The sequence below is a fragment of the Treponema rectale genome (assembly GCF_014202035.1).
Classification (GTDB): Bacteria; Spirochaetota; Spirochaetia; order Treponematales; family Treponemataceae; genus Treponema_D; species Treponema_D rectale.
Map to the genome: position 1 here is coordinate 26614 of NZ_JACHFR010000002.1, position 25018 is coordinate 51631.

At 41.2% G+C, this 25018-nt stretch carries 18 protein-coding genes and 2 tRNA genes; 5 read left to right on the forward strand and 15 right to left on the reverse strand.

The features are described 5' to 3' along the window. Nucleotides 1-94 precede the first annotated feature (94 nt). The 12 genes from rpoC to epsC all read right to left on the reverse strand — a co-directional run bounded on the left by rpoC (nucleotide 95) and on the right by epsC (nucleotide 13008). A complete protein-coding gene (gene rpoC / locus HNP77_RS04705) occupies nucleotides 95-4591 on the reverse strand; it encodes a DNA-directed RNA polymerase subunit beta' (RefSeq protein WP_184652022.1) in 4497 nt (1498 codons plus the stop codon). Further along, complete coding sequence (rpoB, locus tag HNP77_RS04710) at nucleotides 4584-8141, reverse strand: DNA-directed RNA polymerase subunit beta (protein WP_184652023.1); 3558 nt, start codon at nucleotides 8139-8141, stop codon at nucleotides 4584-4586. The genes rpoC and rpoB overlap by 8 nt, the downstream gene beginning before the upstream one ends. Before the next feature lie 225 nt (nucleotides 8142-8366). Beyond that, nucleotides 8367-8741: a 50S ribosomal protein L7/L12 gene (rplL, locus tag HNP77_RS04715; RefSeq protein WP_184652024.1), complete on the reverse strand. Its 375-nt coding sequence runs from the start codon at nucleotides 8739-8741 to the stop codon at nucleotides 8367-8369. A gap of 163 nt (nucleotides 8742-8904) precedes the next feature. Continuing rightward, the gene (gene rplJ, locus HNP77_RS04720) at nucleotides 8905-9465 is read right to left on the reverse strand and encodes a 50S ribosomal protein L10 (protein WP_184652025.1); all 561 of its coding nucleotides are present in this window, start codon (nucleotides 9463-9465) and stop codon (nucleotides 8905-8907) included. Beyond that, nucleotides 9465-10145, reverse strand: coding sequence for a 50S ribosomal protein L1 (gene rplA / locus HNP77_RS04725; protein WP_184652026.1), 681 nt, complete (start codon nucleotides 10143-10145; stop codon nucleotides 9465-9467). Before rplA ends, rplJ begins: the two co-directional genes overlap by 1 nt. Continuing rightward, nucleotides 10145-10579, reverse strand: a complete 435-nt coding sequence (gene rplK / locus HNP77_RS04730) for a 50S ribosomal protein L11 (protein ID WP_184652027.1) — start codon at nucleotides 10577-10579, stop codon at nucleotides 10145-10147. The genes rplA and rplK overlap by 1 nt, the downstream gene beginning before the upstream one ends. A 189-nt stretch (nucleotides 10580-10768) precedes the next feature. Further along, nucleotides 10769-11326 carry a transcription termination/antitermination protein NusG gene (nusG, locus tag HNP77_RS04735; RefSeq protein WP_184652028.1) on the reverse strand — a complete coding sequence of 186 codons (558 nt, stop codon included), beginning with the start codon at nucleotides 11324-11326 and terminating at the stop codon, nucleotides 10769-10771. 15 nt (nucleotides 11327-11341) lie between these two features. Beyond that, nucleotides 11342-11530, reverse strand: coding sequence for a preprotein translocase subunit SecE (gene secE, locus HNP77_RS04740; RefSeq protein ID WP_184652029.1), 189 nt, complete (start codon nucleotides 11528-11530; stop codon nucleotides 11342-11344). 36 nt (nucleotides 11531-11566) lie between these two features. After that, nucleotides 11567-11639, reverse strand: a tRNA-Trp gene (locus tag HNP77_RS04745). A 116-nt stretch (nucleotides 11640-11755) separates the two neighbouring features. Continuing rightward, nucleotides 11756-11932 (reverse strand): 50S ribosomal protein L33, encoded by a 177-nt coding sequence (gene rpmG / locus HNP77_RS04750; protein ID WP_184652030.1) that lies wholly within the window; start codon nucleotides 11930-11932, stop codon nucleotides 11756-11758. A gap of 26 nt (nucleotides 11933-11958) precedes the next feature. Next, a tRNA-Thr gene (locus HNP77_RS04755) sits at nucleotides 11959-12031 on the reverse strand. A gap of 113 nt (nucleotides 12032-12144) precedes the next feature. Then, nucleotides 12145-13008, reverse strand: coding sequence for a serine O-acetyltransferase EpsC (epsC, locus tag HNP77_RS04760; RefSeq protein WP_184652031.1), 864 nt, complete (start codon nucleotides 13006-13008; stop codon nucleotides 12145-12147). 76 nt (nucleotides 13009-13084) lie between these two features. Here epsC and HNP77_RS04765 point away from each other — a divergent pair, with 76 nt between their 5' ends. Beyond that, complete coding sequence (locus HNP77_RS04765) at nucleotides 13085-13570, forward strand: hypothetical protein (protein ID WP_184652032.1); 486 nt, start codon at nucleotides 13085-13087, stop codon at nucleotides 13568-13570. A 15-nt stretch (nucleotides 13571-13585) separates the two neighbouring features. On the opposite strand, the gene radA is transcribed toward HNP77_RS04765, so the two are convergent. Genes radA through HNP77_RS04780 form a run of 3 tightly spaced genes read right to left on the reverse strand, consistent with a single transcriptional unit; the run spans nucleotide 13586 to nucleotide 17900 of the window. Further along, nucleotides 13586-14941: a DNA repair protein RadA gene (gene radA / locus HNP77_RS04770; RefSeq protein WP_184652033.1), complete on the reverse strand. Its 1356-nt coding sequence runs from the start codon at nucleotides 14939-14941 to the stop codon at nucleotides 13586-13588. A gap of 18 nt (nucleotides 14942-14959) precedes the next feature. Further along, the gene (locus HNP77_RS04775; RefSeq protein ID WP_184652825.1) at nucleotides 14960-16186 is read right to left on the reverse strand and encodes a TraB/GumN family protein; all 1227 of its coding nucleotides are present in this window, start codon (nucleotides 16184-16186) and stop codon (nucleotides 14960-14962) included. Nucleotides 16187-16229: 43 nt separating this feature from the next. Beyond that, entirely contained in the window at nucleotides 16230-17900 is a 1671-nt protein-coding gene (locus HNP77_RS04780) for a tetratricopeptide repeat protein (protein WP_184652034.1), read from the reverse strand. A gap of 55 nt (nucleotides 17901-17955) precedes the next feature. Between HNP77_RS04780 and HNP77_RS04785 the strand changes: the two genes are divergently transcribed. From HNP77_RS04785 to ppk1, 4 genes are all read left to right on the forward strand, one after another. Beyond that, nucleotides 17956-19692 (forward strand): hypothetical protein, encoded by a 1737-nt coding sequence (locus HNP77_RS04785; protein WP_184652035.1) that lies wholly within the window; start codon nucleotides 17956-17958, stop codon nucleotides 19690-19692. A gap of 212 nt (nucleotides 19693-19904) precedes the next feature. Next, the gene (locus HNP77_RS04790; protein WP_184652036.1) at nucleotides 19905-21335 is read left to right on the forward strand and encodes an MGH1-like glycoside hydrolase domain-containing protein; all 1431 of its coding nucleotides are present in this window, start codon (nucleotides 19905-19907) and stop codon (nucleotides 21333-21335) included. Between the two features lie 11 nt (nucleotides 21336-21346). Beyond that, nucleotides 21347-22876, forward strand: coding sequence for a Ppx/GppA phosphatase family protein (locus tag HNP77_RS04795; protein ID WP_184652037.1), 1530 nt, complete (start codon nucleotides 21347-21349; stop codon nucleotides 22874-22876). Next, the gene (ppk1, locus tag HNP77_RS04800) at nucleotides 22873-25014 is read left to right on the forward strand and encodes a polyphosphate kinase 1 (RefSeq protein WP_184652038.1); all 2142 of its coding nucleotides are present in this window, start codon (nucleotides 22873-22875) and stop codon (nucleotides 25012-25014) included. The genes HNP77_RS04795 and ppk1 overlap by 4 nt, the downstream gene beginning before the upstream one ends. Nucleotides 25015-25018: the final 4 nt, after the last annotated feature.

Sequence of the window (25018 nt, forward strand, 5' to 3'; positions counted from 1 at the left end):
CTCCCGGGATTTAACTATTAGAGTGCCGAAAGTTTACTAAATTCAGAGGGAACTCGTCAATAGAATTTCTGGAATTCCCCCTGAATTTAATGAATTAGTCATCCATTCCTGCTGTATCTTCAGGACCGTACATTACTTCTTCAGGATGAGCTTCAAGTTCTTCCTGTCTGCGAAGTTCAAGAATCTCTTCCATCTTTGCATCAAGGTCTACATTTGATTTATCTGTAAGCTTGATGTTGTGGTACTGTCTCATACCGCTTCCTGCAGGAATCATATGTCCGATGATAACATTCTCTTTAAGACCGCGAAGATGATCAACGGAACCTGCAATAGCAGCATTTGTAAGAACACGGGTTGTTTCCTGGAATGAAGATGCAGAAATAAAGGAATCAGTAGCAAGAGCTGCCTTTGTAATACCCTGGAACATAGGGCGTGCAACGGCAGGCTGTCCACCTTTTGCAATAACCTCTGCATTTTCCTCACGGAATGTATACTTGTCAACCTGCTGACCAAAGATAAATCTTGTATCACCAACATTAACAATTTCTACTTTCTTAAGCATCTGGCGGATAATTGCACCGATATGCTTGTCGTTAATATCTACACCCTGTGCACGGTAAACGCCCTGGATTTCATCCATAAGGAAGTTCTGAAGAGCATCTTCACCGAGTACATTAAGTACGTCATGTGCATCTACTGATCCGTCACAAAGTTTTTCTCCGGCTTCAACTTTATCACCATCACGTACAAGAAGACGCTTTGTCATAGGAACAAGGTGGTTGAACTGCTTACCGTATTCATCAGTTACGATAACAGTACGCTTACCTTTAACAACCTTACCGAAACTTACTTCACCAGTAATCTGTGAAATTACGGCAGGGTTCTTTGGTTTACGTGCTTCAAACAATTCTGATACACGTGGAAGACCGAGAGTAATATCGTTAGCTTTTGCAGCTGCCTTAGGAAGCTTAGCAAGAACAAATCCTGCTTCAACAGACTGTTTATCTTCTGCAAGGAGAAGAGCTCCAGCCGGAAGGTGATAACTACCAAGTTCGTTACCATCTTCATCACTAATGATAAGACGAGGCTGTTTTACATCAAGATGAAGATCACTGATATGACGTTCTGTATTACCAGTCTGAATATCAGTATGTTCTTCCAGTGTTACACCCGGAATAATGTCTTCATAGTGAATGTATCCTGAAACTTCAGCAATAATAGGCTCACTGAACGGATCAAATTCACCGACAGGAACATTTGCATCTGCAACACAGTCTGCATTAACGTATGCGGCATAAATCTTCGAACCGTTGGAAATCTCAACCTTCTGATCATTACTTACAAGGTACATAACTTTGCCCTTAAGGATAATGCGTCCGTTATCTGAAGCAACTTCTTCTTTAGAACCATTTCTGATAACAGGAGTATCCTTACGAACACGGGCACCATCTTCAACAAGAACTTCTGCTCCAGACGGAACGTCATACTTATTGAAAAGTTTTGTAACTATCATAGAACCACGACGTGTGAAGAGCCAGTTACCTTCTTTTGTTTCTACGTGTGTTCCGGATACGCTTTCAATGTAAACCGGATACTTCATTGTAATATGGTTGTCTTCAGAAGAAGTATCAGCCGCACCACCAGTATGGAATGTACGGAGTGTAAGCTGAGTACCCGGCTGTCCGATAGACTGAGCTGCAATTGTACCTACAGCTTCACCAATTTCAACAATCTTGTTACGTGCAAGGTCTTTTCCATAGCACATTACGCAGATACCATGCTTGCTTTCACAAGTAAGGACTGTACGAAGCTTAACTTTTTCTACACCGGCTTTATCAATTTTTGCAGCAAGAGCTTCATCGATGTATTGGTTTACATCTGCAAGAAGTTCTCCTGATACAGGGTCAATAACACGTTCAATTGTGTAATGTCCGGCAATTCTTGTTGCAAGTGGAACAACTACTGTTTCACCGTCTTTAATTGCTGTGTAATCAATACCGTTGATTGTACCGCAGTCCTTTTCATTAACAACAACATCCTGTGCAACATCAACAAGACGACGGGTCATGTAACCGGCATCGGCTGTCTTAAGAGCTGTATCTGAAAGACCTTTGCGGGCACCGTTTGAAGAAATAAAGTACTCAATAACCGAAAGACCTTCCTTAAAGTTTGACTTAACCGGAAGTTCAATAATATCTCCGTTAGGCTTCTGCATAAGTCCACGCATTGCAGCCAGCTGAGACATCTGTTTCTTAGAACCACGGGCACCAGAATCGGCCATCATGTAGATTGTATTAAATCCGTCTCTATGTGCAGCCATGTTCTTATACATAGTTTCTGTAAGTTCGTCGTTGACGTGACTCCAGATTTCAGTTACGCGGTTATAGCGTTCATCAGCAGTAATGGATCCCTTTGACCATTCATTAATAACTCTTTCTGCTTCCTTATTTGCTTCTTCAACCTTCTTAACCTTAATATCAGGAACAAGAATGTCGTCCATAGAAAGAGTTGCACCATAGAATGTAGCGTTTTTATAACCACAAGCCTTAACGGCATCAAGCATCTGAATTGTAAGCCATGCACGGTCAGTAGCATAAAGACTGATAATAAGCTTACGAAGCTTTGATTCTTCAAAAGGTGTTTCTCTATTGTAAAGAACTTCAATCTTCTTAATGAATGAAGGTTCAGCCATAAGTTCATCAAGAGCTTCTGCTGTAATTTTATCAAAAGGCTTTCCTTTTTCTGCAAAGAACTCAGAAATCATTGCCTTAACTTTCTTATCAGAAGTCTGTTCATTGTGATAAACATCCTCAATCATCTTCTTAAGTTTTTTATCACCAAGCTGATCGTTCTGATAATCTACTTCTTCAGGCATGAATTCATTGAATGCAAGACGTCCTGCTGAAGTTTCAATGTATTTATCTTCAAGATTTTCATCCCCAGAAACACACTTATTAAGGATGTTCTTATGAATCTTAATCTTTGCCTGCCATTCAATTGCGCCGCTTGATGCTGCAAGACGAACTTCATCTGCAGAACTGAAGAATTTTCCAGTTCCCTTGGCATTTGGCTTAATGGAAGTCATGTAATAAATACCAAGAACCATGTCCTGAGATGGAGCAACGATAGTCTTACCGTTAGCAGGGTCAAGAAGGTTACGTGCAGAAAGCATCAATGTCCAGCATTCCATCTGTGCTGCCTGAGTAAGAGGAACGTGAATAGCCATCTGGTCACCGTCGAAGTCGGCGTTGAAAGCCTTACATGCAAGAGGATGAAGCTTAAGAGCCTTTCCTGGAACAAGAACAGGTTCAAATGCCTGAATACCAAGACGGTGAAGTGTAGGAGCACGGTTAAGCATAACCGGATGTTCACGAACAACTTCATCAAGGATTGCGAATACTTCTGTAGCTTCGCTTTCAACAAGCATCTTTGCCTTTTTAATATTAAATACTACACCCTTATCAACAAGCTTTTTCATAATGAAAGGCTTGAAGAGTTCAAGTGCCATTTTTTCAGGAAGACCGCACTGCCAGAGCTTAAGTTCCGGACCAACAACGATTACGGAACGACCTGAGTAGTCTACACGTTTACCAAGAAGGTTCTGGCGGAAACGACCCTGCTTACCCTTAATCATGTCAGAAATTGACTTGAGAGGACGGCTTGATGCTCCCTTAACAACACGATTCTTACGCTTTGTATTATCAAAGAGTGAGTCTACTGATTCCTGAAGCATACGCTTTTCATTACGGATAATGATATCAGGAGCAGCAAGGCTCTGAAGTCTCTTAAGACGGTTATTACGGTTAATTACACGGCGGTAAAGATCGTTAAGGTCAGAAGTTGCAAAACGACCACCGTCAAGCTGAACCATAGGACGAAGATCCGGCGGAATTACAGGAACAACGTCAAGAATCATCCAGCTTGCTTTGTTTCCGGAAGCACGGAAATTTTCTACAATTTCAATGCGGCGAAGAAGAGTTTTGTCCGTCTTTGCACCTTTTTCAATCATCTTTGCACGAAGTTCTTCTGCAAGTGCATCAAGATCAAGGTTTTCAAGAAGAGTCTTTATTGCTTCTGCACCCATACCTGCTGTGAAGGTTTCACCAAAGCGCTCAAGAGCTTCATTATATTCATCTTCAGAAAGAAGCTGTTTTTTCTTCAGGTCTGTATCACCCGGATCAATAACAATGTATTTTTCGTAATACAGGATTGAGCGGAGATCTGCTACCTTAAGCCCGAGGAGTGTACCCATGCGGCTTGGAACTGCCTGATAATACCAGATGTGGCTTACAGGAGCTGCAAGTTCAATATGACCTGTGCGTTCACGGCGAACCTTAAAGTGAGTAACTTCTACACCACAGCGGTCACAGATTACACCCTTATAACGGATGCTCTTGAACTTACCACAGTAACATTCCCATTCCTTTGTAGTTCCGAAAATGCGTTCACAGAACAAACCGTCACGCTCCGGACGAAGAGTACGGTAATTAATGGTTTCCGGCTTTTTTACTTCGCCATAAGACCAGTTACGAATCGTATCCGGTGAAGCAAGCTTGATTTTAAGACTTGCAAAATCCTGAATGTCACGCATCTTCATTCTCCTTGTCAAATCCAGCATTTGACTTGTCAATTATTTCCTGATCACGCTCAGTAAGAGCAATCTGCGTGCCCTTGTCATCATAAATAGTGAAATCCAAAGCAAGACCGCGCAATTCCTGAACAAGAACGTTGAATGATTCAGGTACACCGATAGGAGCACTAGGATCACCCTTAACGATTGATTCATACACTTTAGAACGACCGTTCATATCATCAGATTTGATTGTCATCATTTCCTGAAGTGTATTTGCTGCACCGTATGCTTCAAGAGCCCAAACTTCCATTTCTCCGAGACGCTGTCCACCAAACTGTGCCTTACCACCCAATGGCTGCTGAGTAACCAGTGAGTATGGACCAGTTGAACGGGCATGCATCTTATCATCAACAAGGTGATGAAGTTTCATGAAGTAAATTACACCGACAAAAATAGGGTTTACAAATGTTTCACCTGTAAATCCGTCATGTACAAGCTGCTTACAATCTGGAGAAAGACCAGCTTCAACAAGCTTTTCTGCAATCTGTTCCTGTGAAGGTGTCTGGAATGCAGGAGAATTGTACCATTCATTAAGTACCATACCTGCACGACCAAGCTCACTTTCCATAATCTGTCCGATATTCATACGGGAAGGAACACCAAGCGGATTAAGACAAACATCAAGTGGAGTTCCATCATCAAGATACGGCATGTCTTCAACAGGAAGAATACGTGCAACGACACCCTTGTTTCCGTGACGACCGGCCATCTTGTCTCCGACAACCAGCTTACGCTTGTCTGCAATTACAACCTTTACAACTTCGTCTACGCCAGGATTAAGTTCATCGCCTTCACTTCTCTTAAGACGTTCAATACCGATTACAACACCCTGAACACCGTGTGGAAGTTTAAGGGAATTATCACGTACTTCTTTAGCCTTTTCACCGAAGATTGAGTTCAAAAGCTTGAATTCCGGAGTTGTTTCAGTTTCTGATTTAGGAGTTACCTTTCCTACAAGGATATCTCCGGAACGTACCTTTGCACCGACACGAACGATACCTTCTGCATCAAGATTATCAAGTGCTTTTTCTGATGTATTAGGAACATCACGGGTAATCTTTTCAGGACCGAGTTTTGTTTCGCGAATTTCTGTCTGGAATTCGTGAATATGAATGGAAGTATACATATCTTCCTTTACAACTCTCTGGCTGATAAGAACAGCGTCCTCATAGTTATATCCGTTCCAAGGAACGAAACCTACGAGAATATTGCGTCCAAGAGCAAGTTCACCATTAAATGTAGCTGAACCGTCTGCAATTACATCGCCTTTCTTAACCTTTTCACCAACCTGAACTGTCGGTCTCTGATGATTACATGTATCACTGTTAGTTTTCTGGTACTTGAGGATTGGATATTCATCAAGCTCACCATTTTTAGCACCATTAGGCTTAATCTTAATAAGGTCACTTTCTACCCAGACAACTTCACCGTCACGCTTAGCCTTAATAAGAACACCTGAATCATAAGCAGTCTTTGCTTCCATACCGGTACCTACATGTGGTGGTTCCGGGAAAATAAGAGGAACAGCCTGGCGCTGCATGTTACAACCCATGAGAGCACGGTTAGCGTCATCATGTTCAAGGAACGGAACGAGAGATGCAGATACAGAAATTACCTGACGAGGAGAAACATCCATGTACTGGATATCTTTCGGAGCACGGCTTGTATAGTCACCGCGATGACGGCAGGAAATAAGATCTGTAGGGAATGAACCGTCTTCTTTCATTCCTTCTGTAACCTGACCTACGTAGTACTTTTCTTCATCCATTGCAGAAAGGTATTCAACTTCATCAGTTGCCTTTCCGTCTACAACCTTGCGGTATGGTTCTTCAAGGAATCCGTAATCATTTACGCGGGTAAAAATAGCAAGAGAAACAATCAAACCGATGTTTGGACCTTCAGGAGTTTCAATAGGACACATGCGTCCATAGTGAGTCCAGTGTACGTCACGAACTTCAAAGCCTGCACGGTCACGAGAAAGACCACCAGGACCAAGAGCGTTAAGACGACGTTTATGTGTAAGTTCTGCAAGAGGATTACACTGATCCATAAACTGTGAAAGCTGTGATGAACCGAAGAATTCGCGTACTGCAGAAACGATAGGCTTAATGGAAATAAGATCCTGAGGTTTAAGAGTTTCTGTTTCTTTAAGGTTCATGCGGTCTTTTGCAATACGTTCCATACGTGCAAAAGCTGTCTTGAACTGATTTGTAAGAAGTTCACCTACTGAACGGATACGGCGGTTACCCAAGTGATCAATATCATCAAGAGGCTCATCGCCTGTATAAACTTCAATAAGATGCTTCATTGTCTGAATGATATCGTCCTTTGTAAGAACAACATCTTCAACAGTTTCCGGGAAATCAAATTTTTTGTTAAGCTTATAGCGACCTACGCGGCCAAGATCATAGCGGCGGTTCGTAAAGAACATGCTTGTAAGATCTTTTTCTGCTGCCTCATAAGTAATAGGCTCACCAGGCATAAGAACCTGATATACTTTTGCAAGACAGTCTTCTTTTGTAGGTTCATCAAGAACTTCCTTTCCGTCTTTTGCAAAAATAATCTCTTCGCGTTCAAAACAGTTAACGATCATTTCGCTGTCAAGAGAAGGATTCTTTTCGTCCTTATTGTCAGGATCTTTCTTTGCATTGAACTTAATTACATTAATTTCAGTAATTCCGTTTGCAACGAGGTCATCCAGATCATGCGGATGAAGTTTATCACCGGCACGGAAAAGATTTTTATCTTCACCAGAATCAGCATCTTTAATGAGAACTGCAGATGCAAGAACTCTTCCTACAAGGGCTTCACGCTTTGTAGAATCTGAAGGAACCTTTACAGTTTCTGTCTTATAGAAACAGCTGATGATTTCTTCACGGGAAGAATAACCGAGAGCTCTGAGGAATATAGTTCCAAGAATCTTCTTCTTGCGGTCAATCTTTGCATAAATAAGTTCTTTTTTCTGATCAATTTCAAATTCGAGCCATGATCCGCGGTAAGGAATGATACGGCTTGAGTATACACCCTTATCATGCTGGAAAATAACTCCAGGAGAACGGTGAATCTGACTTACAACAACGCGCTCAGCACCATTGATTACAAAGGTACCTCTGTCTGTCATAAGCGGAACATCGCCCATATAAATATCTTTCTGCAGGATTGCTCCTGTTTCAATAAAATTCAAATTGATGCGGGCCTTGAGAGGAACTGCATAAGTAAGGCCTTTCTTTTTGCACTCTAATTCGGAAAATTTAATATTGGCAAAATCAAGTTCATAGAATTCATATTCCAGAACCATGTCGCCATTAGGACTTTCAATAGGGAATGTTGAGTTGAAAACTTCCTGTAAACCCTGATTAAGCAGAGGTTCCTTTTTCAACTGTCTGTCTTTCTGAATAAATTCTTCAAATGAAGAAAGCTGGATGTCAATAAGATTCGGAAGCGGCATGAAGTCTTTAATATCCTTTCCGATATACTGACGTACGATTTTTTTGCTTTTAGCGAACATCGTTTCCTCTTGGGTGGGTAAACTGGTACCTGCGGAACCGCTACAAGTCTGTCAGACAACACTTAACAAGCATTTCTTCAGCTCAGCACGAGATCCACTGACCTTGGGTATTTTTGCCCGATATAACGTCCAAAAGCTTCAGGAAAAGTACGCGACTTCTCCTGAAGCTCAATATAAAGATTTGAGTATATTAACTAAATCTCAAAAAGGTAAAACTAAGCAAAATTATTTCTTGCTTGCTTTTCCACCAGCTGCTTCGATGTCAGCGATCATCTTGTCAGCATCTGCCTTAGAAACATTTTCCTTAAGAACTTTTGGTGCGCCTTCAACAAGAGCTTTTGCTTCACCAAGTCCGAGACCTGTGATTTCGCGAACAGCCTTGATAACAGGGATTTTCTTTGCTGCATCAAATGATTCAAGAGTAACTGTGAATTCTGTCTGTTCTTCAGCTGCAGCTGCTGCTGGACCTGCTGCTACTGCTACAGGAGCTGCTGCAGATACACCAAATTTTTCTTCCATTGCTTTTACGAGATCAGCTGCCTGCTGAACTGTCATGTTTGCAATTGCTTCAAGGATTTCGTCGTTTGTTAAAGCTGCCATATTGTCTTCTCCATTAATCAATATATGATTAGTATAAAATCCGCGTAAAATCCAAACAAACTGTTTCTTATGTTCTACGTCGGTAAAACTGCGGACAGTCGACAGCTATGAAGCCTGACCACAGTGAAAAAAGATAAGCTCTGGGATATCCCACTGAGTAAAATTACTCAGCTGCTGGAGCTGGTGCAGCTTCTGCTGCAGGTGCTGCTGCTGCAGGACCTTCTTTTTCCAATTTTTCAACATAAGCCTGCAATGTACCAGCAAGTTTTCTTGCAGGACCATTGATAGCAGACATAAGCATAGCGATGAGCTGTTTCTTTCCAGGCAGTTTTGCAAGAGCCTCAATTTTAGCAGCATCATAAAGCTCGCCGTCAACCCAAGCACCTTTGATTACAAGGGCAGGAGTATCTTTAGCAAAGTCAAAAAGAACTTTTGCAGATTCGTTAGCTTCATCCTTTATAAGAGCGATAGCTGTTGGACCAGAAAGATACTGTGCAACTTCATCATTCTTAAGTTCGTCAAAAGCAAGACGAGCAAAATTGTTCTTAAAAACTTTAAGCTGTGAATTCTTTTCACGAAGACCAGCACGAAGTTTTGTAATCTGTTCTACTGTGAGACCACGGTAGTCAACGAATACAAAGTTAGAAAATTCACCAAGAACTTTCTTTGTTTCTTCGATTGCAGCTGTCTTAGCAGGCTGAAGTTTTTTTGCCATGATAGCCATTATTCACCCTCCTTATAGTCAACCCAAACACCAGGTCCCATAGAAGAACTGATAGAAACTGAACGTACAAATCCAATTGCAGCGTCAGCAGGCTTCTTACGGTTCAATTCTGTAAGGAAAGCGTTAACGTTTTCTGCTGTATCTTTTGTATCCATAGATACTTTACCTACAGCAATGTGAACTACTCCACCTTTATCAGCGCGGAATTCTGTTCTACCCTTTTTGAGTTCAGCAACAGCTTCTGCGATATTTGGTGTAACAGTTCCTGTCTTAGGGTTAGGCATAAGACCTTTGCGTCCCAAAACCATACCAAGACGACCAACGTCCTTCATCATGTCAGGAGTAGCAACTGCTACGTCAAAATCAAGCCAGCCACCCTTAACTTTATCAAGGTATTCTGTAGATCCGGCATAAGTTGCACCGGCATCAAGAGCTTCCTGTACGCGGTCTTCTTTACAGAAAACGAGTACTCTCTTTTCGCCTTTGAACTGATGCGGGAATACTAAAGTATCACGTACAGTCTGGTTTTTCTCGAGTTTGAGAGAAACTGAAAGTTCAACAGTTTCGTCAAACTTTACATAGTGAAGGTCCTTTACAAGCTGACAAGCTTCAGTAACATCGTACTTTTTAGCCGGGTCATACTTTTTAAGTGATTCGCGGTAATTCTTTCCGTGTTTCATTATTCAGCCTCCACTTCTACACCCATACTGCGTGCAGTACCAGCGATGATTTTCTTAGCTGCTTCAACGTCATTTGCGTTAAGATCAGGAAGCTTCTGTTTTGCAATTTCCTCAAGCTGTTTCTGTGAAATCTTTCCAACCTTGTCGCGGAGAGGATTTGCAGCACCCTTCTGAAGTCCAGCTGCTTTCTTGATAAGAACAGCTGCAGGAGGAGTCTTGAGAATAAATGTAAATGATTTGTCCTGATAAGCAGTGATTACTACAGGGATGATAAGTCCCTTTTCCATGTTCTTGGTACGGTCGTTAAATTCCTGAACAAACTTTGGAGCAGGAACACCGTGAGGTCCAAGAGCAGGGCCGATTGGTGGAGCTGGAGTTGCAGCGCCTGCAGGGCACTGTAATTTGATGACAGCTGTTACCTTTTTTGTGGCCATAATATATCTCCTTATCTTGGTGTGGATTTCCGCACAAAACGGATAATCCTAACGAAGTGCCTATGTCCGACGGACGTGCACCTCTCCCAAATTAAGAACGGGTTTTTACCCTATTCTATCAAAAATCAAACGGTTCATTTAAAACCGCAACGGGTTATCTTTGTAAAAGACAACCCACATTACCTGAAATTAGATCTTCTCAACCTGAAGAACATCAACCTCAACAGGAGTTGCTCTTCCGAAAATCTGAACGTTAACACGAAGTTTATTTCTTTCTGCGTTAACTTCTTCAATAGCTCCGCTAAATGTTGCAAAAGGACCTTCGATAATCTTAACCTGATCACCGATTTCGTAATTCTGCTTAACGCGAACTGATTTCTCGCCTTTAATTTCTCCGGCAGCCTGAAGAAGTCTCTTAGCTTCATCCGATGTAATAGGACGAGGTTTTACAGAAGGATCTGTTCCTACAAATCCAGAAACACCCTGAATGCGACGGATTGTTGAGCAAGGATCTTTCCATCCGATCTGAGGAAGATCAAGTTCAATCATAAGGTATCCGGGAAGAAGAAGATTGTTACGTGTAACTTTTTTTCCGTTACGAACTTCAGCAACCTCTTCACAAGGAAGCTTTACATCACAAACGATAGAAGAATCAAGCGTTCCGTCTGCTATAAGCTTGTTAAGAGTGCGATAGATTTTCTGTTCATAACCTGTATAAACCTGAAGGATATACCAGCTTTTAGACATTTACTCCACCTTATATTATTTAGAGCCAAGGAGAGTTGTAGCGCCTGTAGTAAAAATCCAGTCGAAAACACCAAGTGCAACAGCTACGACGATTGTAGAAATAAATACAACTTTTACAGAAGAAAGAGCTTCACCTTTTGTAGGCCATGTTACCTTCTTAAGCTCTGCAATACACTCTTCAAAAAATCTAATAATCTTCTTCATTTTATTTCCTAAACTCGTATTTCAAAAAAAAGTTATCAGGCCAGGCAGGACTCGAACCCGCGACAACCGGTTTTGGAGACCGGGACTCTACCAACTGAGCTACTGACCTAAGGTTTAGCATGAAATCCTAATAAAACATCAGATTTCATGCTAAACCTCCAATCATTTTCAGGATTGGACGGCTGCTTCTCCGAATATACACCACGGAGAATCTATAAAAACAAATTATTTTGCCTTTGTTTCTTTATGAAGAATTGACTTACGGCAGAAAGGACAATACTTTGCCTTTTCAAGTTTACCTGTAATATTCTTACGGTTTTTGTATGTTGTATAATTCTTTCTTTTGCACTCTGTGCACTGCAAAGCGATAATTTCTACGGCTGTCTTTTTCTTGCTTGCCATATCTTGCTCCTTAAAAAATAATGCAAAGCTCCCGAGCGGAATCGGACCGCTGACCTCATCGTTACCAACGATGTGCTCTACCGACTGAGCTACAAGAGCGAAATAAATGATTTTTGTTTGGCTACTATAATTTAATAAGTAAATTATGTCAACATAATGAGGCTTTGTTTTAAGGGGAATTCCCGAATTTTTTCTGAATTTACCGTAAAAATTCAGCTTCCATAACAGGTCTGGACTATTGTCGTACCAGCAGGAACAGATTTTGTAACCCAGGTATTTCCACCAATAACACAGCCTTCTCCAATAACAGTTTCTCCGCCTAAAATAGTTGCATTTGCGTAAATCGTAACATTATCGCAGATTGTCGGATGCCTTTTTTTATTCATCAGTTCCTTTTTTACGCTTAAAGCGCCCAGAGTAACACCCTGATAAATCTTTACATTATTTCCGATATTGCAGGATTCACCTATTACAACACCGGTACCATGGTCTATGAAAAAACTTTCACCGATTACTGCAGCAGGATTTATATCTATACCGGTCCGGCTGTGGGCATGTTCACTCATAATACGCGGAATTACAGGAACCCCGTTGGAGCAGAGAAAATGTGCTATTCTATAAACAACTATTGCTTCAAGCCCCGGATAACTTACAATAACATCTTCCGTAGACTTTGCAGCCGGATCTCCTGCATAGGCAGCCTGTACATCAAGACCGATTTTTCTGCGGAGTTCCGGAATTTCTTCTATAAGGGCAAGGGCCGTCCTCTCTGCAAGACTGAAACAGTACGAATTTTCAACTTTATCATCCTGAAGTGAAAAATAAAGTGCTTTTTTTATTTCCCGGGAAAGAGTTGAAATAATACGGTTAACCCTTTCTCCCGTAACAAAACGAAGGGTTTCATCATCAATTTCTTCGGCAGTGCGGTATCCTGGAAAAATCAAAGTCTGAATATCATGAAGAACATCTATTACATTCTGCCGGTTAGGAAAAATCTTAGTTTCATCAAGATTGATTCCACCGTATTTTTTGTAAGAATCCAAAATATTTGATACAAATACATCAATTTCTGCCATGGAAAAAAAATATCATTTATCTGTGAGTTATTCAATTCAATTTGTAAATTCCCGGCTTACACGCTATAGTTAAAACATGAAAATAAAGCTTGTCCTTATTCTTTCAATTCTGACTGTCCTGTGCAGCTGTGAAAAACCTGTCCAGTGGAAACAGAAAAAAGCAGAGTCTCATCTTGAATTCCTGACATTCACAAAAGGAACTTCAGAGAGAACGATAAAAGGAAAACTGGACGAATGGAAAATAGATTACACCTGTGAATCAGGCAAGCTTTTCTCTGCAATCGAAACTGACTGGATAACATTCCGCAAGATTGAATATTCACAGATTTTCTTCTACCTTGACGAAAACAAAAAGCTTTTCAAAATCAAGGCATACATTCCCGGAGAAGAAAACGGAAAAAAACTGCTGAAACTGTTCAGCTCCAGATTTACAGAAAGCAGGCGAAAAGGACAGAAACCAAGAGAACACTATTTTGCAGGCATCAGCAGCGAAAGCTGTTCATTAAAATATAACCGGGACGATGAAGTCTGGTTCATGGAAATGAATTTCATTCCTGACTGAAACAGCCCGCTGCATCTATTTAAACAGAGTTGCAAGCAGGGATTTTATATCCGTAACTGCCTTAACGCCATTTTCTTTTTCAGGACAGATTATTGTCGAATACCCCAGTTCCCTTCCCGTTTTTATACGCTGCTTCAGCCGGGACACAGGACGTATTTCTCCGGCAAGGCTAAGTTCTCCAAGAATAAGCGACTTTTCCGGCAGAGGCAGGTCTACCCTTGCGGAATACAATGCAGCGGCAAGAGCGGCATCTATTGCACTTTCAGACAGCCTGACTCCACCGGCTACATTTACATAAATATCCTGATCGCTGAATTTTATACCCGCCCGTTTTTCAAGAACGGCTGCAATCCTGCTTACTTTCTGCGAATCTATTTTTTCTGAATAAACGCGGTTAAGGGAAGCTTTTGCAGGTACAGTAAGCGCCTGAATTTCTACAACGAACACCCTGCTTCCCTCAAAAACCGGCACACAGGCAATTCCTGCCGGCGTTCCATCCTGACGCATTGTTATAAAAAGGGAGGCAGGATCGCTTACGATTTTTAAGCCGTCACTTTCCATCATGAAAATTCCAAGTTCATCCACAGATCCAAAACGGTTTTTCTGAGCCCGGAGAAACCTTACTTCATCTGAACTGCGCTCAAAACTTAAAACTGTATCTACCATGTGCTCAAGACTCTTAGGACCTGCAATCACACCCTCTTTTGTAACGTGAGCAGTCATTATCAGGACACTGTCTCTTTCCTTTACCCAACTTATAAGTTCATTTGCACAATATTTAAGCTGACTTACGGTTCCCGGTACTATGCCGGCCTGCACTGAGTAAACTGTCTGAATCGAATCTATGATGACAAGAGAAGGATTTAAGGAATCCAGGGCATCCAGCACATCTTCCAGACGCAGAGTACACAATATTTCCACATCGTCTACGTTAAGGTTAAGTCTTACAGCCCTGGCTTTAATCTGAGATGCTGACTCCTCACCGGATACATAAAGCACCCGGCTTTTAGGATTATCTGCAAGGAAGGCTGCTGATGTCTGAATTAAAAGCGTCGACTTGCCTATTCCCGGTTCACCGCCGATAAGAACGGCACTTCTTTTTACGGCACCGCCGCCTAACACACGGTCAAACTCGCTGTTGCCGGTAGAATACCTGGCACTGTCTTCCAGAGCCACAGTTTTCATAGGAACAGGTTTTACCTTTACGGAAGTTCCGTCCTGATGCACAAGAGGAGAAGCTGCATTGGGATCAACAATGCATTCTTCCATTGTATTCCACTCACCGCATTCAGGACAGCGGCCAAGCCAGCCTGGCTGAGTATAACCGCAGCCGGAACATTTATAAACGACGGAACCTTTTTTCTTTGCCATAAGTAATTTCTAATATACTTAAAAAATTCCCTTTATCCAAGAAACAATTTTATTAAAGAAAGTTGTAACGGATGCAACAAGAGAAGCTCCCGCCGCAAAAGTTCCTATTGAACTTCCAAGAGAAGATAAAAAGAATACCAGAAGTACGCGGAGAATTCTGTTTTTATAAAAGCCCCTTACAGAAGAGGCATCCTGCTGAAGATTTTCCATATCAAGCACTGCAGGTTTTTTCAGTACAGCCTGAAGAAGCCCCGCAACAAGACCAATTCCTACAAACGGACACAAAGACGTAACTGGAGCACCTATTATCGAAATCAATATTACAAGCGGATGTGCAAGAGCAACGGCAGCTCCGATTCCTGCAAGAGCCCCGTTCCATATTACCCACGCACTGAGCATATCCCAGCCTTTACTTTTTCCGCCAAAATAAAAACCTGCAGCGATCAGGGCAATTATAAGAAGTGGAATAAACCACATTGATATTTTAGCAGCTGCTGTTTTTTTAGGAGCCGAATCTATATCAGAACAGTCAGAAGATATTTTACCTTCTGCAAGTTTTTCAAGACAGGCCTGCACGCCGGGAAGATGACCTGCACCTAATACTGCAAGAACCCGGTTTCCTTTGCATTCCCATATTTTTGAAGCAAGATAACGGTCTCTTTCATCAATAAGTACTTCCTTTACAACCGGAAGATACCCTGAAAGTTCCTTCATCAGAGAATCCATTTCATTGTTTTTCTTAAGTTCTTCGATTTTTTCCGGAGTAGCATCCTCATCATCACTGACAAATGCCGTTCCTAAAAGCGTTGCCAGTAGCTTGCATTTACCCCAGAGAGAATTTTTTGACCAGGCACGCTTTAATGTAACTCCAATAGGACGGTCAACCATTGTCTGGGGAATTCCGGCTTCCTTTGCTGCATGAATGGCTGCTGCCATTTCTTCTCCAGGCTTTACACCGGTTCCTTCTCCCATGCGTTTCTGATAGCCTGCAAGAATTATATTTGCAAGCATGAGGAATCCCATTTTGTTTTTAAGTACCTGAACTATATCCATCTTACGCCAGCTGTCAGGATCTTCAATAGACGCAAGACGCTTTTCATCAAGCTCAATGGCTACATTATCAGGGTTATTTTCCCTTACGGCAGCCTTTACTTCTTCAATACTTTCTGCAGATACATGGGCAGTTCCCACAAGAATTATCTGTCTGTCTCCAAAAGTAAGAAACTTTTGAGTTGCCGTATTCATTTTATTGTCTGTCTTATTTTCTTCCATGTCTGTTCCGTATTCCTCATTCATCTGCCGGGGCTTCTTTTACAGCCCATTCTGCAAGCCTGTATTCAAAAAACATAGGGCTGTTTAATTCAAGGACTTTTGCATAATACTCGTTTGCTGCGGATTTTGAACCGAACATATCATAAAGCAGTCCTATGTAAAAATACATCTTTGCCCTGTCATTCAGATTAGAAATTCCTGCAACCTGCTGAGGAAGATTCTGATAGCCGTTTTCGTCGTGATAAACACGCAGCATCTTATAGTCAATACTGTTTATGTTTCCCATTTTTCTGAGAATGTCATTTGAATATTTTTTAGCCTGTTTTTTATCACCAAGCTTGTAATAGCAGTAAGTAACAAGAAGCGGATACGAAATATTATTTAAATTGCGTTTGCGGGCTTCAAAAAAAGCTTCCCCTGCAGCCTTCCAGTTCTTATTATGAAGTTCAAGAACTCCTATGCTTTCGTAAGCATAATAATAATCAGGATTAAGTTTTACGCACATGCGGTAATCTTCCAGGGCTTTATCCAGCTTGTCCTGTTCATCATAGATTCCGGCACGGTAAACGTAAGCAAGAAAATAATCCGGCTGAAGTTCTATACATTTTGTCCAGGATTTTTCTGCATCACTGAAACGACCCATATAACGCTGATACATTCCGCAGTCAAGATTATAGTCATAATTATCCGGCTCTATTTCGAGAGCCTTCTGTACATAATTCAGGGCTATAAGGTACTTATCATTTGCATAGGCAATTTTTCCAAGATAAGAGTATGCCATGGAATTCTGAGGATTAATTTCAAGAAGCTTGTTCAGATTTCTTTCTGAAGCAGCATCATTCTCAAGATAGTATTCCATCTGTCCCAGACCAAAAAGTGCGTCCTCGTTCTGAGGTTCCTTTGCAAGGGCTTTCAGATAATACTGTTTTGCAGAGCCGTACTGCTTTTTTATGGCACTGGACTGTCCGAGGGCAATATTTGCAGGGGCATTATAAGGATCTTTCTTTATTATCTTCTGAAGCATTGCATTGCGGTTTTTTGAATCCCCTTTTCTGTCCATTATTGCAAGGCGGATCTCAAGAACATCTACCGAACCTTCCTGTATTGAATCAAGATGATCACATTCCTTTTCGGCATCATCGTATTTTCCTGCACCCACAAGAAGCGAAGCCTTTATGAGATTTATACTGAAGTCGTCCTTAAGCTGCTCATCAAGACCTTCATAAAGCGCAAGGGCACTTTCGTCACTGCCTTTTTCCAGTTCCGTACTGAGTTTTTCCATAAACAGCGTCTTGCGGATTGAAAAAGACATTTTCTTAAGTTCTTCATTCTTCGGATAACTCTTTAACAGTGAATCAACCTGACTTTTAGCATCTTCAAGCCTGCCCGTAACCTGAAGAAGCTGTGCCTTAAGCATGAACATATCCAGATCAGAGGCATACTTTTTCTTTGTACTGCCCGAAAGTTCATCATATTCAGCAAGTGCACCGCTGTAATCACCGGATTTTGCCATGTTCTTTACACGGGCAATAAATTCTTCTTTGGAAAAAACACCATTTTCTACAGAAACCACCTCTTCTGCCCTGTCCTCTGCCGGCTGACCGGATTCCTGCTGTGTCGAACCGCATGATACTGTAAGCGTAACTGCAGCTGTAAAAATACTTATGGCACTTAAAAACTTTTTCATAACCCTTCCTGATTAAACATTGAATTTTATAATATGAATAACTAAAATAGTCAAAATGCGTAAACATCCTTTTAGAAAGTTTATAGGACTTCTGCTGCTTACATCTGTAATATTAATCGGCATTTTTGTCCTTCAGTTTAAGACTCAGTCCGTAATTACAAGAACAATAGGTTCCCTTCATGTTTCAATATACCAGAAGGAAAATGAACAGCACCAGATGGTCGTAAAAAATCAGTTCGAAGCTGAATATAAAGGTATCGTCTTTTACTGTAAGGAAGAAGAACCGGTTACAGCCGTAAATTCTTCAGGTGAAAAAATAAATCTTGAACTCACAGACTGGAATGCAGAAAAAAAATCCCTCAGCCTTATATTTGAAAACGGAACGGAAATAACCTTTGATACGGCAAAACACGAGGAAACTTTATTTTCAGTCGGTCTTTCAAAGGCTGATTCCATAAAATCCGTAACAATTCCTTATAAATTCTCGGGCAGTTCAAAAATAGATACTTCCGACAGCACAAGAATCCTTATCTACGAAAAGAAAAACGGATATGAATTCAAATCTCCATCCCTTTCTTCTTCTTCCATAACCATAAGCAGCAGTAAAAATCCTGCTGTCGTCAGAGCATATAATCCGGTACAGAAATTTGCATTCACGCAGCTTGCAGGCCTGCCTGGAACTGGAACGGCAGAATATAATTCATCAATAAAGGCTTTACGCTCACTTGCCGTATCAAAAATAAGTGCAGCCCTTGCTTCACAGCCGGACAGCGTAAACGAAATGGAAATCGCAGTCTTTGTAGCCGAAAGCTCTCTTTCCGGCAAATTTAACGAGGCAATAGATGAAGTCCCTGTATCATTCAGGAACGGTACGAAAAGAACATACTTTACGGCACCATATTTTAACAATCTGGCTTCCATGACACCTTCTCTGGACAGGCACATATCAAATCTCGTTTCCATGACTGACAATGCAATAAGCCGGAAAAACCTTGACATCTTTACGATAGACGGAATCAGTGACTTTATTCTTCAGGAAAAAAAGACAAACCGCATCAGAAATCTTCTGGCAATGGCCGTTTCTGCAGGAACACCAAACCTGACTCAGGCAGCCGCAATACTCAACGTGTACGAGAGAATATACTCTGCAGCCCCGGAAACTGCAGCAAGCCTTACATCCCTTACAGAAACATGTGCTTCCGTTATCGAAGACAACTGTTCGCTAAAAAATGAAGTTATTTCCCTTAACGGAGTACCGGCAGATTCACTGCTCACCTACATACAGACCGGTTCCGCACTTATCGAAGCCGGACAGATTGAAGGAAAGCCTTCCTGGTGTGATGCAGGACGTCTTCTTGTAAATACAGCATTAAATTCAGTATCTTCAATGAATTTTCATATGCTTGCTTCCGCATACCAGATTCTCATAAAAGACAACCAGTTCTTCCCTCACTGTGACATTCTCGGTTACTACGGAAACTCTGCTGTATGGGCATGGACCTGTGCCGCAGACATAACCTATAAGATTGACGAAGAAAGCATCGTAAACATAAATATTGACTTCCCGCTTTCATACAGTCATTACATAATCTTTAAGGGAATTCCGACATTCCACGGGCAGATAGAAATTCAGCAGCAGATGTTCCGCACCGACTCAAGATTTGAAACTTACAACTCTTCCGGTTACGTCTACCTTGCTGATGATGAAACGCTTCTTATCAAGAGCCGCCATAAATCCCAGAAAGAGCTCATACGGCTTTTCTGTGACCCGACTGCAAATTTCAGTAATTAATTAACTCTGTAGTGTCATACCGTTTTTTTTGTCCGGTATGACATAAATGTCAAGTAAAATTCCCCTAAAACAGTAAATTTTTTTTGTAAAACTGTGCCCTTTTTTACCATTTTATGTTATACTGTACGAAGCGTTTTATCAATTTATAGAAAAAAAGTGTCACGGCTTGCATCTGAATCATTTTTACAGGCAGCCCTGAAGCAGGAGTAATTGTGAACAAGAGAGATTTTCCGAAGATCCATTTTTATGACCAGGACTTTGTAGATATATACGATAAATCTTGGAACTGGCTTTCGGACTTTTGGCTGGATCCGGCCAGCGATGAGATTTCACCGGACGGCTATTTTGTATATCCTACAAAAAATCAGCTTGTTCTTGATCAGTTTGAATCAATTTTCTCTTCATTCTTCCTTGTTTATTCAAACAGAAACTACCCTGCAAACAAAAATATTGATTATTTCTATGAACACCAGGAAGAAAACGGAGCAATCCGCTGGAAGTACGACCTTAAGACATCAAAACCTATTACTACTAAACAGAACCCGGAAGGAGTAGGACTTCCACTTTTTGCATGGGCAGAATTTAATCTGTATCACAAGAGTGCAAACAAAAGACGCATCAAGGAAATCATGCCTGTCCTTCAGAAATATATGGACTGGCTTGACCGCACTTTCAAACAGCAGAACGGACTTTATGCAGTTCCTCATGAAGCTTCTACAATGTTCAACTCCCCGAGAAAAGGCTGCGTTTATCCGGTTGATTTCAACAGCTGTGTCGCAATAAATGCCGCACACATGTCTGCTTTAGGTGATATTCTCAATGATAAAGACATCAGTTTCCAGTACAAAAGGATGTATTTCAGCCTGAAAACCCGCATCAACGGTCTTATGTGGGATTCTGAAACAGGCTTCTATCATGACCTTGATAAAAATGAACAGCGGCTTCCTCAGAAAACTGTTGCAGGATTCTGGCCGCTTCTTGCAGAACTTCCGAATGCAGACAGGGCAGACACTCTTATAGCACATCTTACAAATCCTAAAACTTTCGGTACGGATCATCCGTTCCCTACCCTCAGTGCAGACAGCCCGGACTTTAAGGAATCTGGAGAAGGATACAAAGGCTCAGTTATTCCTCCTATAAACTTTATGATTATAAAGGGGCTTGAAAAATACCAGCAGTATGGCTTTGCACGTGAATGTGCAATACGTCACCTGTATTACATTCTTGAAGGCCTCAGTCCTGCTGATTCAAAGAAAAAAGGCGACCTTTACGAAGGTTATCTTCCGTGCAAGGAAGGTGCTGCCGTATGTAAAACAGACAGTGCTTTCCCGAGAGCCAGGTTCATGCATTATGTAGGTCTTTCTACAATTGCACTTATGATTGAAAACGTTATAGGTCTTAATATCAGTCTTCCACGCAAAACGGTTGACTGGATTATTCCTAACCTTGAAATTATGGGTATAGAAAAACTTTCTCTTAAACGGAATCTTGTTACAATTCTCAGTAACAAAACTTCCCGCGGATGGGAAATTCAGATGGAAAGTGAAAAGCTTTACTACTTTACGATTAACATTCTTGATCAGAAAAAGAAAACGCTTCCTATTCCGTCCGGAAAGTGTTCCATGCTCATCGATAAACTCTAGGAAGCTTACGGATGAATGCATTACGGGCAGTTATAGAAATTGGCTCTACCGGCATTCGTCTGTTAGTAGCCGAAATCACCAGTGACAACAAACGCAATATTCTCGACAGAAGCGAACAGCTTGTAAACCTTGGAAGGGATGTATTTACAACAGGTTCCATTTCAAGCCAGACTCTTCATGCCTGCATACGTATTTTAAGCCGTTACGTAGAGCAGCTTAACGGATGGGGACTGAAACCTGAAGATGCAACTGTTATCGGAACCAGTGCCGTCAGGGAAGCTGACAACAGGGATCCTTTTCTTGACAGAATCAAAATAAAAACCGGCTTTACCGTAAAAGTAATCGACGGAATTGAAGAAAACCGCCTCATGTACATTGCAGTTACGGAATGTCTTAAAGATGAAAGCCCTTCTATGCAGAAAAACGATTCCATAATTCTGGAAATAGCCGGTGGAGCAACAGAAATGATGCTCATGGAAAACGGACGCATGGCTGCCGCTCACAGCATGAGGCTTGGAACCGTAATCATTGAACAGAAAATCCATGCACTGTCAGGTAATATTGATGATGCAAAACGGTTCATCGGAGAATTTATCCTCAACACCCGCAACAACCTCAACATAGAAATGAATCTTGCAAAAGTAAAGCGTTTTATTGCAGTAGGCGGAGACATGAAACTTGCAGCAATATTTGCAGGAAAACCGGTTTCTCCTTTTATGTGGGAAATTCAGCGGGAAGACTTCAATAATTTTGTAAACGAAGTTCAGCACTACACTCCTGAAGAATGCGTTGCCCGCTTTAAAATCAACTACAATGAAACTTCAATTTTTCAGATCTCACTGACTGCTTACAATCTTTTTGTTCAGCTCACAAACGTTTCTTCTGTTTTTGTTCCTGATATTTCCATCAGGGAAGGCGTAATAATCAGTTCCACAAATCATGTGGATGAGACCCTTCAGGCAGAATTTAATTCTCAGATTTTTGCAAGTGCTTCCTCTCTTTTGAAAAAATATCAGGGAGATGAACGACATGCAGAATTCGTAAAGAATGTTTCACTTAAAATATACGATGCCCTGCAGGAAGAAAACGGGCTTGAAGCACAGGACAGGATTCTGCTTGAGGTAAGCGCAATCCTTCATGATATAGGAATGTTTATTCAGGCAGACAATCATAACCTTCACGGAAAATACATAATAAACAACTCTGAAATTTTCGGACTTAGCCGTGAAGAAAAAGCAATAGTTGCCTTCATTACCTGTTTTCATAAGGGAAAAATTCAGGTCAGCGAAAATCAGGAATTCAGACTGCTGTCCCGCTCAACACGAATGTCCATTCTTAAACTTTCGGCAATATTAAGGCTTGCCGATGCTTTGGACAGAAGCCACAGCCAGAAACTCAGCGATTTTACGATTCACTTTGCACAGGACAGCATTACATTCAGAATAAAAGGACACCACAACCTTACCCTCGAAAAGCTTGCCGTAGAAGAAAAATGTGATTTATTTGAAAACGTATTCGGATACAAGGTCGTACTGGTATGAAAAAAAAGTCGGAAACAAACTATAAATATTTTAACAGGGAACTCAGCTGGGTAGAATTCAATTACAGGGTTCTGCTGGAATCTGCAAAAAAAGATCTTCCTCTTTTTGAACGGCTCAAATTCATATCCATCGCTTCTTCAAATTTCAATGAATTTTTTCAGGTACGTATTGCTTCCCTAAAGCAGGCCCTGAAATCAAATCCCCGGGTTACAGATTCAAACGGATATAATCCAGGAGTAATATTAAAAAAACTCAGCACAAGAATTCATCAGGTTGTTCGACAGGCCTATGATATTCTCTATACGGAAATTCTTCCGGAATGCGAAGAAAACAGAATTTTCTACATCAGGCCTGACAAGTATACCCCGGCTCAAAAATCTTTTACCGAACATCTTTTCAGACACGATATATTCCCGCTGCTTACACCTTTAAGAACAGACGGCGACTCTTTTCCTCAGCCTGTAAACCTTAAACTTCACGCTGCTTTTCTGTTAAAGCCTATGGAAAACGTTCATCATCTTCAGAACGCTTTGACGGCAAATACACAAACTGAAATCGCAGCCCTTGTTCCTCTGCCTGCAGGACTTGAACGTATAGTATGGCTTCCTTCTTCCGACGGATCAAAGCAGTTTACGACTCTGGATGATATAATTACCTGTTACGGAAAGGAACTGTTCTCTGGTTTTAGTGTAACGGAAACAATGGTTTTTAAAATCACGAGGGACGCCGACTTTTCTGTTAACGAAGACGACTCCCGGAATTTTATTCAGGCAATGCAGGAAGTACTGGAAAAACGGCAGTCTTCTTTTGCCGTAAACATGGTCTGTACGACAACCAGTGAAAAACTGCTTAAACTCATAAAAGAAAAACTTTTTTTGACGGACGATGACATCTATCAGGTACCTGCCCTCATAGACCCTTCAACATTACTTGGAATTCTTGATATAGAAGATTCCCAGAAATTTCTCTGGCCGGAATGGAAACATTTTAATTCTCCGGATCTTCCTAAAGATGAAACCTGCTGGAATACCCTCAGGCAGCATGATGTACTGCTTCATGTTCCTTACGAAAGTTTTGATTCCGTAAAAAAATTCATAAAAGACGCCTGTGAAGACCCGAATGTTCTTGCCATAAAAATGACGCTTTACAGAACCGGTACTGGCAGTGAAATTGTAAAATCCCTTATTCACGCTGCAAAAAACGGAAAGCAGGTTACAGCCTTTGTAGAACTTAAAGCCCGCTTCGATGAAAAAACAAACATATCCTGGGCTGCAGAACTTGAAAAAGCAGGAGCAATAGTTATTTACGGAGTTGTAAACCTTAAAGTTCATGCAAAAATATGTCTCGTTACAAGAAAAGAAAGTGACGGTTTAAGGCAGTATGTTCACCTCAGCACAGGTAATTACAATGCAAAGACAGCCCGCCTTTATCAGGACTTTTCGCTCTTTACCGCAAACCATGATATTTCAAGAGATGCAACTTTCTTCTTTAACGTTATTTCAGGATACAGTGCCCTGCAGACAATGCATCATCTTTATATGGCTCCAGTTACACTGAAATCTAGACTGATAGAACTTATTGAAAGGGAAATCAGTTTAAGTACAAAGGAACGCCCCGGACTTATCATTGCAAAAATGAACAGCCTCTGTCACAAAGAAATAATAGACGCTCTTTACCGTGCAAGCTGTGCAGGAGTTCAGATAAAACTTAATGTAAGGGGAATCTGCACTCTCGTACCCGGCATTCCGGGTCTGAGCGAAAACATAACTGTTGTAAGTATAATAGACAGATATCTGGAACACAGCCGGGTTTTCTATTTTCAGAATGACGGAGAAGAAGAACTGTTTTTAAGCAGTGCTGACTGGATGGACAGAAACCTTGACCGCCGTATTGAATTAATGTTCCCGATAACAGACAGAAATATTTTTAAAACTGTTAAAGACACTCTCAATCTTTACTTTCAGGATAATACCCACTCCCACACTCTTCAGAAAGATGGAACCTGGAAATCAAATGCACCTGCAAAAAAAGAACAGAGCGTCCGCGTACAGGAAGTCATTTATAAAAAATACAAAAAAAGAAATGACTCATCAAAAAACATTCCTGCTTCTGAATTTTCTGTACGCAGAAACAACTAGGACT